The organism is Methylocaldum gracile (genome assembly GCF_053646815.1).
The window spans coordinates 3,367,509-3,382,284 of the sequence record NZ_CM132196.1 but is presented as its reverse complement, the minus strand read 5'-3'; the positions used below and the strand labels follow the sequence as shown (position 1 = coordinate 3,382,284).

Genomic DNA, 14,776 nt, shown 5'->3' with positions numbered 1-14,776 from the left:
GGAGGTCCGGCATGAGCCGCACCGATGGCATCCGCGAATGATGCCTGTCCTGAGCGAAGTCGAAGGGCGGCTCGCTTTGCTCGCCGCATCCTCCGGATTCGGTTCAATAAGCAGGCGGATCGCTCGCCGGGAAGGAGTCTTTGGAGCCTTCGTCGACCATACCCTCGGACGGCGGCGTTTGCGGCGCCGGCCGGGGGGCGGTCGTCATCGCATCGAAGATGGTCTCGGCTTTTTTTCCGGCCAGGAGCTGGCGGAGAACATACTGGAGGATGCCGCCGTTCAGGTAGTACAGCATCTCCTGCGGGGTATCGATGCGGATCGTTGCGTGGAATTCTTTGATTCGCCCGTTTTCGTCCGTGGCCTGTACGGTTACGTCGCGGCCGTTGGCGAAGCGGGTGGCTATGGCCTCTCCGAGCCCGAGCACGGCGAAGGTCTCGCGGCCGCCTAAGCCCAGCGATTCGACGTTCTCGCCGTCCCGGAACTGGAGGGGAAGGATGCCCATCCCGACCAGATTGGATCGGTGAATGCGCTCGTAGCTCTCGGCGAGGACGAACCGAATCCCCTGCAAAAAAGGTCCTTTAGCCGCCCAGTCGCGGGACGAGCCCGAGCCGTATTCTTTTCCCGCCAGGATGCAGAGCGGCGTGCCGTCCTGCTGGTAGCGCACCGCCGCGTCGTAGATGGTCATGACGGCGTTTTCCGGGAAATAGGTGCTGTAGCCGCCCTCGGTTCCCGGCGCGAGACGGTTCTTGATGCGGACATTGGCGAAGGTGCCGCGCACCATGACCTCGTGGTTGCCTCGCCGCGAGCCGTAGGAGTTGAAGTCTTGCGGTTCCACGCCGTGCCCGATCAGGTATTTTCCGGCCGGCGAGTCCTTCTGGATGCTTCCGGCCGGCGAGATGTGGTCGGTCGTGACCGAATCGCCGAGCAGGGCGATGGCCCTCGCGCCGCGGATATCTTCCACGCTCTTCGGTGCCTCTGCCTGCATTCCCTGGAAGTACGGCGGCTGGCGGACGTAGGTGGAGTTCTCGTCCCAGGCGAAGCGGTCTGCCGAAGGAATGGGCATGGATTTCCAGCGCCGGTCGCCTTCGTACACTTGACCGTAGCTCGCGCGGTACATGTCGGAACGGATGGCCGTGCGTATCGTCTCTCTGATTTCCTCCTCGGTCGGCCAAATGTCCTTGAGAAAAACGGGACTGCCGTCCTTGCCCGTGCCGATCGGCTCCCGGTGCGGGTCCCAGTCGATCCGGCCGGCGATGGCGAACGCCACGACCAGCGGAGGCGACATCAGGAAATTGGCGCGCACTTCGGGGTTGATGCGCCCCTCGAAATTGCGGTTTCCGGAGAGCACCGAACAAGCCACCAGCCCGCGCTCCCGGATCTGCTCCGAAATCTCGGGCGGCAGCGGCCCGGAATTGCCGATGCAGGTGGTGCAGCCGTAGGCGACGGTCTGAAAGCCCAGTTGATCGAGGTATTTCGTCAGACCGGCCTGGCGGAAATATTCCGTCACGACCTTGGAGCCCGGCGCCAATGAGGTTTTCACCCAGGGTTTTCGCGTTAGCCCGTATTCGCAGGCCTTCTTGGCCAGAAGCCCCGCCGCGATCATGACCGAAGGGTTGGATGTGTTGGTGCAGCTGGTGATGGCGGCGATCACCACCGAGCCGTGATCGATGCGGAGCTCAGGCTCTGGCGAGTGCGATTCCGCAGGTTTCTTCGCGGCCGGAAGAAGCGACGGGAGCGTTTCGTGGAAGACCCGCTTCACGTCGGGGAGGCTGATGCGGTCCTGCGGACGCTTGGGGCCCGCGACGCTGGGCTGTACCTTGCCGAGATCCAGCGCCAGGGTATCGGTGAAGATGGGCTCGGGCGCGTCGGGGTTATGGAAGAGCCCTTGTTCTTTCAGGTAGGCCTCCGCCAGCGCGATCCGTTCCTCGGGACGGCCGGTGAAACGCAGATAGCGGAGGGTTTCGTCGTCGGGCGGGAATATCGCGCAGGTCGCCCCGTACTCCGGCGTCATATTGCCGATGGTGGCGCGGTCTTCCAGCCTGAGAGCGGCGACGCCGGGACCGTAGAATTCGACGAATTTGCCGACCACGCCTTTCTTCCGGAGCATCTCGGCGATGGTCAGCACCAGATCGGTCGCGGTAACGCCTGCCGGCAGCTCACCCTCCAATCGAAAGCCGATCACTTCGGGAATGAGCATGGAAACGGGCTGCCCCAGCATGACGGCCTCGGCTTCGATGCCGCCCACGCCCCAGGCCAGCACGCTCAAACCGTTGACCATGGGCGTGTGGGAGTCGGTGCCGACGCAGGTGTCGGGATAGGCCAGGGGGAGTCCGCCGTTGCGAGGGAGTTCGGGATTCTCGTCGGTGGAGAAAACGACGCGCGCCAGATATTCGAGGTTCACCTGATGGCAAATGCCGGTATTGGGCGGTACCACCTTGAAGTTGTCGAAGGCCTGCTGGCCCCAGCGCAGAAAGGCGTAGCGCTCGACGTTGCGGCGGTAATCGAGCTCGACGTTTTTCTCGAACGCCTCGGGTGTGCCGAAGGCGTCCACCTGGACCGAGTGGTCGATGACCAGTTCGACCGGGATGAGCGGATTGATCCTGGCCGGGTCGCCGCCCAGTTCGGCCATGGCGTCGCGCATGGCGGCCAGGTCCACGAGGGCCGGCACGCCGGTGAAGTCCTGGAGGAGGGCTCGCGCCGGCGAGAAGGCGATCTCGCGGTCCGGCGGATTCTTGGGATTCCACCCCGCTAGGGCTTCGATATCCTCGCGGGTGACGGTCACACCGTCCTCGTTGCGCAGCAGGTTTTCCAGCAGAATGCGGAGGCTGTACGGCAGGCGGTTCACGTCGCCCGCGGCGTCCAGCCGGTATATCGCGTATTCGCGGCCGCCGATACGAAGCGTCGAGCGGGCGCTGAAGCTGTTTTTCATTCGAGTCTCCCGTTTTCAAGCCGTTACCAGCCGTGGAGCCTTAGAGCATTTTCCGATTCGGTGTCAGAGGGCCCGATAGGTAGGTCGGCAATCCCTTCCCAATCGCAAACGGTCATCCGGGGAAGGGGCTGGCCGGCGCTCCCGGCCAGGTCGTTTGCGATTGGAGCGCCCGAATGACCCTTCCAATCGCAAACGGTCGCTTCAGTTGCGACCCTTCCAATCGCAAACGGTCGCTTCAGTCGCGACCCTTCCAATCGCAAAACGGCCGTTCTGGGAGCGCCAGGACGCCCCTTCCAACAAAATCCTTTGCCGAGCCGATAAGTCGGCAAGGGATTGCCGACCTACGTTCCTCCCACCCGACACGAAGCCGTACACCGGGATGAAAAACGCGCTAAGAGCCTACTGAGATAGGCTCTTAGTCCAGCTGCAAAAAGGGAAGCGCCGGTTACCCCTTGATGCAAGCCATCGGCGTGACCTTGGCCACCAGGCGCGCGAGCCCGGCTCTATCCGCGGCTATCACGACGTCGTGCACGTCTTTGTAGGCGCCCGGCGCTTCTTCGGCGACTCCGCGCCACGAGGGGCTGCGCACGATGATGCCGCGCGCGGCCAGTTCGTCGACCACCTCTCGGCCGCCCCAGGTGCGCACGGCCTGGTGGCGGCTCATGGCTCGCCCGGCGCCGTGGCAGGCGGAGGCGAACGACAAGGTTTCGCCGCTCGCAGTGCCCGACAGGATGTAGGACGCCGTTCCCATCGAACCGCCGATCAAAACCGGCTGTCCGGTCTCGCGAAACACTTTCGGCAAATCCGGATGGCCCGGACCGAAAGCCCGCGTCGCGCCTTTGCGATGGACGTAGACCCGCTTTTTCCGGCCTTGTATCAGGTGCTCTTCTACTTTGCAGGTGTTGTGCGAAACGTCGTAAAGCAAATCGAGCCGGGCTTCGGGCAGGATTTCCGCAAACACCTTGCGGGTCAGATGCGTGATGATCTGCCGGTTCGCCAGCGCGCAATTGATCGCGGCGCGCATCGCGCCGAGGTATTCCCGACCGACCGGCGATTCGATCGGAGCGCAGGCCAATTCCCGGTCGGGCAGGGCGATGCCGTATTGCACCGCGGCCGCCTGCATGCGCTTGAGAAAGTCGGTGCCGATCTGGTGGCCCAAGCCTCTGGAACCGCAGTGGATGGTGACCACCACGTCGCCTGTCGCCAGGCCGAACGATGCGGCGATGGCCGGATCGTAAATCTCGCTGACTTCCTGCACTTCGAGATAGTGGTTGCCCGAACCCAGCGTCCCCATCTCCGCTCGCTGTCGCTCCTTGGCGTGAACGGACACGGCGTCCGGCTTGGCGCCCGCCATCCGGCCGCGCTCTTCGATCCTCTCCAGATCTTCGGGGCGGCCATAGCCTTGCCGAACCGCCCACTCGGCGCCGCCGGACAGCATTTCGTCCATTTGAGCGTGATCGAGGCGGATATGGCCGCGGCTGCCGACGCCGACCGGTACGGTGGCGTACAGAGCATCGACGAGTTCCTTTTTGAGCGGGTCCACTTGTTCGCGTTTAAGACCGGTATGCAGGGTTCTAACCCCGCATGAGATGTCGAAACCCACGCCTCCGGCCGAGACGACGCCACCCTGCTCGGCATCGAACGCGGCCACGCCGCCGATCGGAAAGCCGTAACCCCAATGGGCGTCCGGCATGGCGTAGCACGCGCCGACGATACCCGGCAGCATGGTAACGTTCACAGCCTGCTCCCTGACTTTTTCATCCATGTCGCCGATCAAGGTTTCATCGGCATAAATGATGACCGGCACCCGCATACCGTTCACCGGCTCGATGCGCCAGGCGAATTCGGATAGCCGCGTCAGGCGATTGATATCCATCGTCGACCCTCTCTTGACTGATGCTTTACACGTCTACGACACATTGCGCTATCCAAACGCCGTTTTCATCCCGATAGACTTTGAGCTCGGTGTACGTGGCGCCCTTGACCTCAACCGCGGGGTGGTGGCGTTCCCGTTCGACGGGTTCGCCCCAGGCGGTGGCGTGCAAGGCGGAACCGTCGATACTGACGTCGAAGCGGCCGAATACCATCTGGCGCACCGCCATTTCATAAACGAGTGCATTCAGCCAGTCCACCAGCAGCGATTCTATGTCGGGCGCTTCGCAACGGATTTCGACCGGCGTCGTGGTTCCGACCTGGACGGGATCGCAGATGACGGCGTTCAGCGCTTCAGCGGCGTGAGCGAAAGCTTTTTCGATCGTAGCGCCTCGGCCGCGCACGCCCATGTCGGCCATGTGCGGAAAATGCTCCCAACTGGACGCATCGGTTGCGGGTTGCAATTGGCCGGTTTCGGTGCTCATGACTTGCCTCTTGACGGGATTTGGAATCGTCGCGCCTGAAGGCTTTCCGGTAGATTCGTCGGCCTTGCGAAAGCGGATGAACGCGGAATGGCCTGTTTCGCTGGTTCTTGATTGGCCGATCGATCTGCACAGTGCCCAACTTATATTGGGACCCTTAGGAACGATGGAATTATCCGGAAATCTTTGGTTGATCGTGGCGCCGAAAAAATTCGGTTCTCGGACGCCACGACAACTCGGAAGTCCTTCCTTCAAAACGGGTTTCGGCGGCGCGGCGGGGCCGATCGAGCGTTCGCAGGCCGTCCGAATTGCTCAGTGGGCTCTTAACCATGCCCCATTTGCTTCGGCCCTTTGAGCTTCTTGATGAAATCGTCGATGTGCATGGCTGGCAAGGTCATGGGAATGACCGAGCCGCGCGAACCCAAATCGACCGCAAGATGAGCGGCAGTCTCATTGTCTGGCGCCTCTATGATGGTCAAGAAATCGTGAGCCCCAAGGAGGGCATATTGGGTAAGAACTTTGCACCCGAATTGCTCGATTTCTTTGTTCACTTCCACTATCCGGTCGGGATTCTTGTGCAGAGTCTGCCGGCCTTCGGACGTTAAGGTAGTCAGCAATACATAAGTGGCCATCGTATACCTCCTTCTCTGGAGATTGGAAAATCCAAAGCGTTTCGATCAGAGCTTGTGCAGTTTGATCGCTCTCGTCATTTTTCGATTCCTGCCTCTTTCTTCCGTAAGAAGAACGGAACCTTTGAACCTTTCGCCCTTTGGGAAAAGTCGCTACTGAAGCGACGTTTGCGATTGGAAGAAGAGGGACGTTCAGAGAAGGCGAGCATGGCGGAATCGAAAAAAGAAAACCTTCCCTGATTTTCAACTCCCTCACTTTGACCCTCTCTCGGAGGGAGAGGAGACAAGCAGCGGATTTGCGTAAGTTCTATCGGCAAAAATAGAAAATGCGCCAGCCCCGAGACGCTGTCAAGTAAGGAGATCCCCGTAACCGGCGCCCGGCGCTACGAGGATAAAATCCACCGCTCGCCGATGAAAGGGGCGGTGGCCGGGCGGCAGTCCCTTGCCGACAACTATCCTTATCAGCCCAAATCGAGGAAGCTGCGTAGCGGTTCGGAACCCGAGGATTGACGTAGCTTGCGCAGTGCTTTCACCTCGATCTGGCGGATGCGCTCGCGGGTGATGTCGAACTGTCTCCCGACTTCCTCGAGGGTATGGTCGGTGCTCATATCGATGCCGAAACGCATGCGCAGGACTTCGGCTTCCCGCTCGGGCAGACCGGCCAAGGCTTTCCGGGTTGTTTCGCGTAAGCCCGAAGTCGTCGCCGACTCGACCGGCGACGTGGCATAAGGGTCTTCGATCAGATCGCTCAGATGGGTGTCCCCGTCGTCGCCGATGGGGGTTGCCATCGAAACGGGCTCTCGGGTGATCTTGAGTATCGCCCGCACTTTGTCCTCGGACAGGTCCATGCGCTCCGCCAGTTCCTCCACCGTTGGGTCGCGGCCCAGCTCTTGCAACATTTGGCGCGAGATCCGGTTCAGCTTGTTGATCGTTTCGATCATATGGACCGGGATGCGAATGGTACGCGCCTGGTCGGCGATGGCCCGCGTGATCGCTTGGCGAATCCACCACGTGGCATAAGTGGAGAACTTGTAACCGCGTCGGTATTCGAATTTGTCCACCGCTCTCATCAAGCCGATATTGCCTTCCTGGATCAGGTCGGGAAATTGTAGGCCCCGGTTGGTGTACTTCCTGGCAATGGAGATCACCAGCCGCAGATTCGCCTCGACCATCTCCTTTTTCGCTTGCTGTGCCTGATTCTCAGCGATCGAGACACGTCTGTTCATCTCCTTGATGTCACCCATCGAAAGTCCGGTCGCTTGTTCGATTCGGGCCAGTTCGTTTTGAGCTCGTTCGATTCTGTCGGCGAATGCCGCCAGCGGCTCGGCAAAAGGCGCGTCCTTTTTCAACTGTTCCGGCAGCCAATCCGGAGAAGTCTCGTTTCCGACGAAAGAATCGATAAACTCCGCGCGAGGCATTTTTGCCTGGTGTACGCAGATATCCTGGATCGATCTTTCCTGCTCGCGAATCTTGGCGACGGTGCTATGTAAAACTCCCGTCAGTTCCTTAAGAAACTGTGGCGTTTTCTTGAATTCCAGGAAGCTCTCGGTCAAAGCCTGGAAGGCTTTTTCCGTGTGCTCGTGGCGGTAGCCGAATTCTTGAAGCATGCTGAGCGCGGTGTCGTAACGCTTGGCGAATTCCGCCAGTCTTTCCTTTACTTGCACGGAATCCGGACTGCTTTCGGTTTCCTCGGGTAACTCGGCGTCCGATTCCGCGTCGAGCGAAACTTCTTCGGACTGCGGTACCTGACTGACGAAACCCGAAATCAGATCGGACAGACGTACGCCGCCCCGCTCGATGGTTTCGAAAGCCTTGAGAAAATGGTCCATGGCGGGTAAAAAACGCGCCAATTCCTGCGCCGCCTGGTTCAGGCCCTCTTCGATCCGCTTGGCGATGCTCAACTCCTCATTCCGGGTGAGCAAATCCACGGCCCCCATCTCACGCATGTATATGCGTACCGGATCGGACGTGCGTTTTTGTTCGGCATCGATCGCCGAGGTCAGCACTGCGGCGACGGCTGCGGTTTCCTCTTCATCCTCCTCGGTGACAACCGCCGGCACGGAAATCAGATCGGCGTCAGGCGCCTCTTCGTACACGTCGATCCCGATATCCTCGATCAGGCCGACGATATCTTCGATTTGATCCGGATCGGCCATGTCGTCGGGCAGATGGTCGGTGATCTCCGTGTAGGTCAGGTAGCCCTGGATTTTGCCCTTGGCGATGAGCTCTTCGAGCTGAAATTGCTGCTGTTCTTGATTCATCAACTGAGTAGTCGTACTAGCTATGTTGCTAAAAAATTCAAACTTGTCTATTTATGGAAATCGTTGAGAAAACCGACGAATATCGATCACTATCTGTAAACAGGTTCCGTTGGATTGAATTCGGGTTCCACGCTTGCCGACGTTCCGGATTATCTCGACGGGTGAGCGTCTTCGCTCGGTCGGCTAGGCCTTAAATAAGGCTAGATCTTGCTTTTCCAATAGACCGGGAAGTCTTTCGGAATGAACGCGGTACCGTGGGAGAGGACCGTCTTTATAGAAGTTCTGTCGGTTTTTCAATGCAATAGACTTACCCATGGGCGCTTAAGTTCCGTATCTATTGGGCGAGTTCGGAGCGGGGCGCGAGTGCCGCGCAGCAACCGAGGATTTGAAACAAGGTCTAATTCATCGGGCGTTCAGTGGCCGGGTATAGCGACTCGTCGACAAGGCTACACATAAACTTTGACGCGATCGGGGAGACAATAGTGCCAGTCGTTTTAATTTCCTCAGTTTTCCGGGCGAGGCACCCATGCTCGTAGATTCGTCCAGATGCTTACCTTACCGTTCAGCTCGGAAGGCGAGCCCCTAGTGAGCGCCCGGCCGATCGATGCGATAGGCATTCGTTGGCTCCCGTTGGTGCTGGCCATGATAGGTGTCTCCGGTTGCGCGATCGATCCGGCCCGTCTGAACGGTCTCAGCGATCTCGATGTTTGTCGCGGGTACGCGGTTTACGCTACCTGGTTCATTTCCAATTCCCGGGCAGATCAATACAGGCATGAAATCGAGCGGCGAAACTTGGTTACTCCGGAAGAATGGGTACTGGTGGAGCAGAAGCGAATCCAAAAGGGCATGAGCCGATGCGCTCTTTATGCCTCATGGGGCATGCCGATGAGTGAGAATACGGTAGACGGGGCCGAGGAAGAAATCCGACACGTTTACCACGCCGGCTGGCTGATGTCGCCCGGCTCCGTCTACACGAAACACGGCAAGATCGAAGCTTGGGCGTATTGAATAGCGGGCGCATCGTCGAATACCCCATCTTCGCCCGTTTGGTCCCGGTGCTAGAACATGGAGCACGTTTGTCCGAACTTGCCACGGAAAAGGCCTTGCTCCACACTGGCGTTATTAACCCGGCCTATAAATATAGGCCGGGTTAATCCGGGGCAGGGATGCCCCGGCGCGGCGACAAGCCGCGTGAGCCCAGGCCGGGCGTGTACCGGCCTGGGCGGCGGCCCGAAAGACCAGGAGGGTATTTACGGGCCTGATTAATAGATAAGCCAGTCGCGGTACCCGGCCTGGACAGGATGGATTCGGACCGAACGGAACCAAAGGAAGGATGACCATGGCGACTCAACGGCAACCACTAGGCACCCACGGCTCGAGCCGCCGGGGCAGCGGCCAACCCCAGCAGGTAGCGTAACGGATGGATGGACGACAAGTACTGATCAACCGGCAGACTTGGGATCAATTTATCCGCTCGGTCAAGAGTTTCGCCGGTTCCGAGGTCGGCGGGCGGGCCAAGCGGCTGTTCGCGGGGCTCATTCTCCTGCTGTTCGCGGTCAATGGCCTGAATGTGGTCAGCAGCTACGTCGGCCGGGATTTCATGACGGCGATCGAACACCGTAACGTGTCCGCGTTCACTGGCCAGGCCCTTCTCTGGATCGGCGTGTTTGTCGCGGCCTCGGCGGTGGCGGCGATTTTCCGGTTTACCGAAGAAAGGCTCGGTTTGCTGTGGCGAGAGTGGCTGACGCGATTGGCGGTCGTCCACTACCTCGAGCGCAGGGCCTATTTCCGTCTGGATGAAACCGGGAAGATTACCAATCCGGACCAGCGTATCGCCGAGGATATAAGGGTATTTACCGCAACCACGCTGTCCTTCGTACTCATGCTCCTCAATGCCACGTTCACCGTATTGGCATTTTCAGGGGTCATGTGGTCGATCAGTCCGATCCTGTTCGCCGTTACCATCGCGTATGCCGCCGGCGGTTCATACCTGACCATTGTGTTGGGCCGAACGCTGGTCGAATTGAACTATGCCCAGCTCGATAAGGAAGCCAATTTCCGGGCCGATCTCATCCATGTCCGGGAGAATGCCGCGTCGGTGGCGCTGCTGCACCGCGAACGGCGGCTTGGCGCCCGGCTCTTGCGTCATCTTGACGATTTGACGGGAAATTTTCGGCGGATCATCACGGTGAACCGGAACCTTAATTTCTTTACCACGGGCTATAACTACCTGATCCAAATCATCCCCGCCCTCGTCGTGGCGCCTTTTTTCATTCAAGGGCGCGTCGAGTTCGGCGTGATCACTCAGTCGGCGATAGCCTTCGCCCATTTGGTGGGCGCCTTCTCGCTGATCGTCACGCAGTTCCAATCGATTTCTTCGTTCGCTGCGGTGATCGCGCGGCTCGGTTCGTTGGCCGAGGCCATCAGCGGGGCTCGAGCGCCCGAAAGATCGGCCATCGAGACTAGCGAAGGCGAGCACGTGGCTTATGTGGGGCTGAACGTGCTGTCGCCGAGCGATGGCCGTCCCTTGATCAAGGATTTGACCGTCTCGATTTCGCCCGGAATCAGGGTTTTGGTCATCGGGCCGAGCGAGGAGGCCAAAGTGGCATTGTTCCGAGCCACTGCCGGTATCTGGGATAGCGGAACGGGGCGTATCGTTCGACCCGAGTCCAATCAGATTTACTTTCTTCCGGAACGGCCCTACCTTCCACCGGGCACGCTGCGGGAATTGCTCGTTCGCAGCGGGACAGAGGAATCGATCGCGGAAAACCGAATACTGGGCGTGCTGCGCGCTTTGGATCTCGAGCCTATATTGGCGCGTATCGGCGGGCTCGATGTCGAGCGGGATTGGGACCACATGCTTTCGCTCCGGGAGCAACAGCGATTGGCTTTTGCCCGTCTCATGCTGGCCGCCCCGCGTTTCGCCTTTCTGGATCGCATCAGTACTTCCATGCGGGCCGACGAGGCCGGCCAGCTGTTGAGGATGCTCTCGAAAAGCGAAATCACTTATGTCACGTTCAGTCGATGGACGACAGGACGAAGGGGCACCGACGAGAAGCTGGAGAACTACGATGCCGTCCTCGAACTCGCCGGAGACGGTGGATGGAAATGGCGGTTGATTCAGGATGAAGAATAATATGGAAGCGATTTGTCCTCGGCGGCTATGTTCCGACTCGGATTGGCACTCATTGCATTTCTGATGCTTGTCGCGGCAGCCGGAACCGCGCCGGCCGATTCCGCACAGGTGTTGGACTGGTTCGGACGGGTGGAGGGCTGGAGCACCGTCGCAGGGCAGGGAGCCCGAGTATCATTGGCGCCGGACCGGGGCCGGGAGGGATCGGCCTTGCGCATCGACTTCGATTTCCGGAAGGGCGGCGGCGAAGTCATCGTCCACAAGCCGTTTCCGATTGCGCTGCCCGATAATTACGCCGTTACTTTAGCCCTACGCGGCACCGCGCCGCCCAACGTTCTCGAGATCCGATTGGTCGACCGGTCGGGCAAAAATGTCTGGCGCTTCCGAGATCCCGAATTTCGTTTCCCCAAAACCTGGCAGACGCTGCGCGTCAAGCGTCGCCGGTTCGAGTTTGCCTGGGGGCCGGCGGGCGAAAAAGAATTGGCGGAACTAGGGCTTATCGAGTTCGTGATCGCGCGCGGAACCGGAGGCCGCGGCACGCTCTGGATCGACGATCTGCGACTCGAACCGCTTCCGCCGCAGCGCGCTTATTCCGGATCGCCGTTCTTGACGGCGTCGAGTTCGCTTCCGGGGCTGGAACCGGCGCGGTTGCTGGATCAGCACCCCGAAGCGGCATGGCATAGCGCGAGCAACCGCGAACCTCAGTGGCTGCTTCTGGACTTCCGCGAGCGCCGGGAGTACGGCGGATTGATCATCGATTGGCACCCAGAGGACTATGCCACGGCGTATTCGGTCGAACGTTCCGACGACGGCCGAAATTGGCACAGGGCTTATGCGGTAACCCAAGGCAACGGCCGGCGCGACTACATTCCTATGCCTGAGTCGGAGTCCCGTTTCGTGCGGCTTTCCCTGGCGCAAAGCCGGCGCGGGAAGGGTTTCGGAATTCGCCGCGTCGAGGTCGCGCCGATCGACTTCAGTTCTTCGTCCAACCGAATGTTCGAACGCATCGCCCGCGATTCCGAAAGGGGGGCTTACCCCCGTTATTTTTTGGGCGAGCAAACCTACTGGACGGTGATAGGCAGTTCCGGAACCGAACGCCGAGGTGAGGAACGCGAAGCCCTTCTGAACGAAGACGGCATGCTCGAGGTCGACGAGGGTGCGTTTTCGGTGGAGCCTTTTCTTTATGTCGATGGACGGCTCCATGGCTGGGCCGACGGAACCGCTAAGCCCTCTCTCGAACGCGGCTATCTGCCGATTCCTTCGGTGCGCTTGGAACGAGGGCCGCTCTATCTCACGGTCACCGCGCTGGCGAGCGATGATCCGAAAGGTTCGATCCTTGCCCGTTATCGAGTCGAGAACCACACTGGAGCGGCCGTGAAAGCAAGTCTTTTTCTCGCCGTGCGCCCGTTCCTGGTGAATCCGCCGTGGCAATCCCTGCATACCATGGGCGGCGTTTCGCGTATCTACAGGCTTGGATGCGAAAATGCCGTTCTCCGGGGCGACGACCGTCGCGTCGTGCCGTTGACGCCGGCCGCCCAAGCCGGCGTCACGAGCTTAGATGGTTATCCGATCACTCTGGATCTGGCTCGAGACGCCGTTCCGCCTGCGAAAGCAGTAACCGATGCGAACGGATTGGCCAGCGGCGTGCTCCGCTATCCGCTCGTTCTCGCCCCTGGCGAAACGCGGGATGTTTATCTTGCGCTTCCCGCAAAAGGCAAGCCGGGCAGCCCGAAAAGACTTCTACATGGCGCGGATGCCGGCGAATTCTGGGAAAGGCAATACACCGAGATCGTTCGAAAGTGGGAGAGGGATCTGGGGCAGGTCGCGTTTCGGGTGCCGCCGGCCGAGGAGGATTTTGTCCGCACCGTGAAGAGCAATCTCGCCTATATTCTTGTTCATCGCGACGGACAGGCCTTGCGGCCCGGTTCGCGACGCTACGGCCGCACCTGGATTCGGGATGGGGCGATTACCTCCGCTACGCTTCTGGCCTTCGGCCATGCGGCGGAGGTGCGCGAGTTTATCCGCTGGTACGCTGGCTATCAGACGGCGGACGGAGCGATTCCCTGCTGCCTGGACCCGTGGGGTCCGGACTCCATGATCGAGCATGACAGTGCCGGTCAATTCGTTTACACAATCGCCAATTACTACCGCTATACCGGCGACCTCGAGTTCCTGAAGAGCTTGTGGTCCCGCATAACGCGGACCATCGACTACCTAGCCGCCCTGCGGCGGCAGCGCTTGACCGAGGAATACACCAAAGGCGAAGCTTTTCGTTTCTTCGGCCTCATACCGGAATCGGCCAGTCACGAAGGCTATGTGGCCCGTCCGGTCCATTCTTACTGGGATGATTTCTGGGCAATCCGGGGCATTGACGATGCCGCTCAATTGGCCGCCGCCGTCGGCGATCGCGAACGAGCGGCCCGCTATGCCGAATTGCGGGATGCTCTGCGCGCCGATGTCCACAGCTCGATCGGCTTGACTCGACGCAAGTTCGGCATCGACTTTGTTCCCGGTTCCGCGGAGCTCGGCGACTACGATCCGACCTCCACGGCGATCGCCCTTTCGATCGGCGGCGAGGCAACGGGACCCCTGGCTCCGGTTTTTCAGCGGACTTTCGGTCGTTATGCCGGCGATGTCGAGGCCCGGATAAGACGCGAGCTCGATGAGCAGGCCTATGCGCCTTACGAATTCCGCAATGTCGGCGCCCTGGTTCGGCTCGGAAAACGGGATGCGGCGTTCAGGACGCTACAGTTTCTTTTCCAAGGAAGACGCCCGGCTGCGTGGAATCAGTGGGCCGAGATCGTCTGGCGCGATCCCCTCTCGCCGCGTTTCATCGGCGATATGCCTCATTCGTGGATCGGGGCGGAATTCATCCAGGCTTTCCTGACCCTGTTTGCTTACGAAGAGACTGATCGGCGCCTGGTGATCGGTGCCGGTTTGCCGCGCCATTGGGTGGAAGCGGCGGGGGGCGTGGGAGTCGCGGGGCTGAAAACGTCCTATGGAATACTGAGTTATCATGCCGAAGTGCCTGCCCCCGGCGAAACCCGGATCCGGATCGATGAGGGTCTGACGATCCCGCCGGAAAACATCATCATCGATTTGCCCCTGCCGCAGGCGCCGCGCCGGATCGAAGTGAACGGCAAGGCGCAGACGTTGACCAATGGCCGATTCTTACTTCGGGATCTTCCGGCCGAGGTGGTTTTCCGCTATTGACCCGAGACTTTCGACGTCGAGCCGCTTGCACCGATAAGAACTGCGGGTGAATCGTAACCGAGAACTGACCGTTTCCTGACGACTCTTGTGCTCTAGCGGGTCTATGATCACCATCGACGTAACTGACAAAAGAGTCTTTTGCATGTTTCTTCTAGAGTCTAAACAACAGATCAGTTGCTTTGCCAGATTCTTCTTTGTGGGCCTTGCGGTATCCGCCACGTCTTTGCTGGCCACCGTTGCCTTCGTAGTGTTCATTC

At 59.9% G+C, this 14,776-nt stretch carries 9 protein-coding genes; 4 read left to right on the top strand and 5 right to left on the bottom strand.

All coding sequences use genetic code 11. The features are described from left to right. Positions 1-103: 103 nt before the first annotated feature. From acnA to ACWJJK_RS14805, 4 genes are all read right to left on the bottom strand, one after another. Positions 104-2,929, bottom strand: a complete 2,826-nt coding sequence (gene acnA, locus ACWJJK_RS14820; RefSeq protein ID WP_434112137.1) for an aconitate hydratase AcnA — start codon at positions 2,927-2,929, stop codon at positions 104-106. A 445-nt stretch (positions 2,930-3,374) separates the two neighbouring features. Then, positions 3,375-4,805: an RtcB family protein gene (locus ACWJJK_RS14815; protein WP_077732655.1), complete on the bottom strand. Its 1,431-nt coding sequence runs from the start codon at positions 4,803-4,805 to the stop codon at positions 3,375-3,377. A gap of 25 nt (positions 4,806-4,830) precedes the next feature. Then, entirely contained in the window at positions 4,831-5,286 is a 456-nt protein-coding gene (locus tag ACWJJK_RS14810; RefSeq protein ID WP_347258395.1) for an archease, read from the bottom strand. A gap of 320 nt (positions 5,287-5,606) precedes the next feature. After that, positions 5,607-5,915 carry a GYD domain-containing protein gene (locus ACWJJK_RS14805; protein WP_077732654.1) on the bottom strand — a complete coding sequence of 103 codons (309 nt, stop codon included), beginning with the start codon at positions 5,913-5,915 and terminating at the stop codon, positions 5,607-5,609. 54 nt (positions 5,916-5,969) lie between these two features. Here ACWJJK_RS14805 and ACWJJK_RS14800 point away from each other — a divergent pair, with 54 nt between their 5' ends. After that, entirely contained in the window at positions 5,970-6,152 is a 183-nt protein-coding gene (locus ACWJJK_RS14800) for a hypothetical protein (protein ID WP_434112139.1), read from the top strand. Positions 6,153-6,373: 221 nt separating this feature from the next. On the opposite strand, the gene rpoD is transcribed toward ACWJJK_RS14800, so the two are convergent. Further along, positions 6,374-8,176, bottom strand: coding sequence for an RNA polymerase sigma factor RpoD (rpoD, locus tag ACWJJK_RS14795; protein ID WP_280858449.1), 1,803 nt, complete (start codon positions 8,174-8,176; stop codon positions 6,374-6,376). 582 nt (positions 8,177-8,758) lie between these two features. Here rpoD and ACWJJK_RS14790 point away from each other — a divergent pair. The 3 genes from ACWJJK_RS14790 to ACWJJK_RS14780 all read left to right on the top strand — a co-directional run bounded on the left by ACWJJK_RS14790 (position 8,759) and on the right by ACWJJK_RS14780 (position 14,519). After that, the gene (locus tag ACWJJK_RS14790; protein WP_133716859.1) at positions 8,759-9,181 is read left to right on the top strand and encodes a hypothetical protein; all 423 of its coding nucleotides are present in this window, start codon (positions 8,759-8,761) and stop codon (positions 9,179-9,181) included. Positions 9,182-9,593: 412 nt separating this feature from the next. Continuing rightward, the gene (locus tag ACWJJK_RS14785) at positions 9,594-11,309 is read left to right on the top strand and encodes an ABC transporter ATP-binding protein/permease (protein ID WP_077729254.1); all 1,716 of its coding nucleotides are present in this window, start codon (positions 9,594-9,596) and stop codon (positions 11,307-11,309) included. A gap of 42 nt (positions 11,310-11,351) precedes the next feature. Next, positions 11,352-14,519, top strand: coding sequence for a discoidin domain-containing protein (locus ACWJJK_RS14780; protein WP_454128240.1), 3,168 nt, complete (start codon positions 11,352-11,354; stop codon positions 14,517-14,519). The last annotated feature ends 257 nt before the right edge of the window (positions 14,520-14,776 follow it).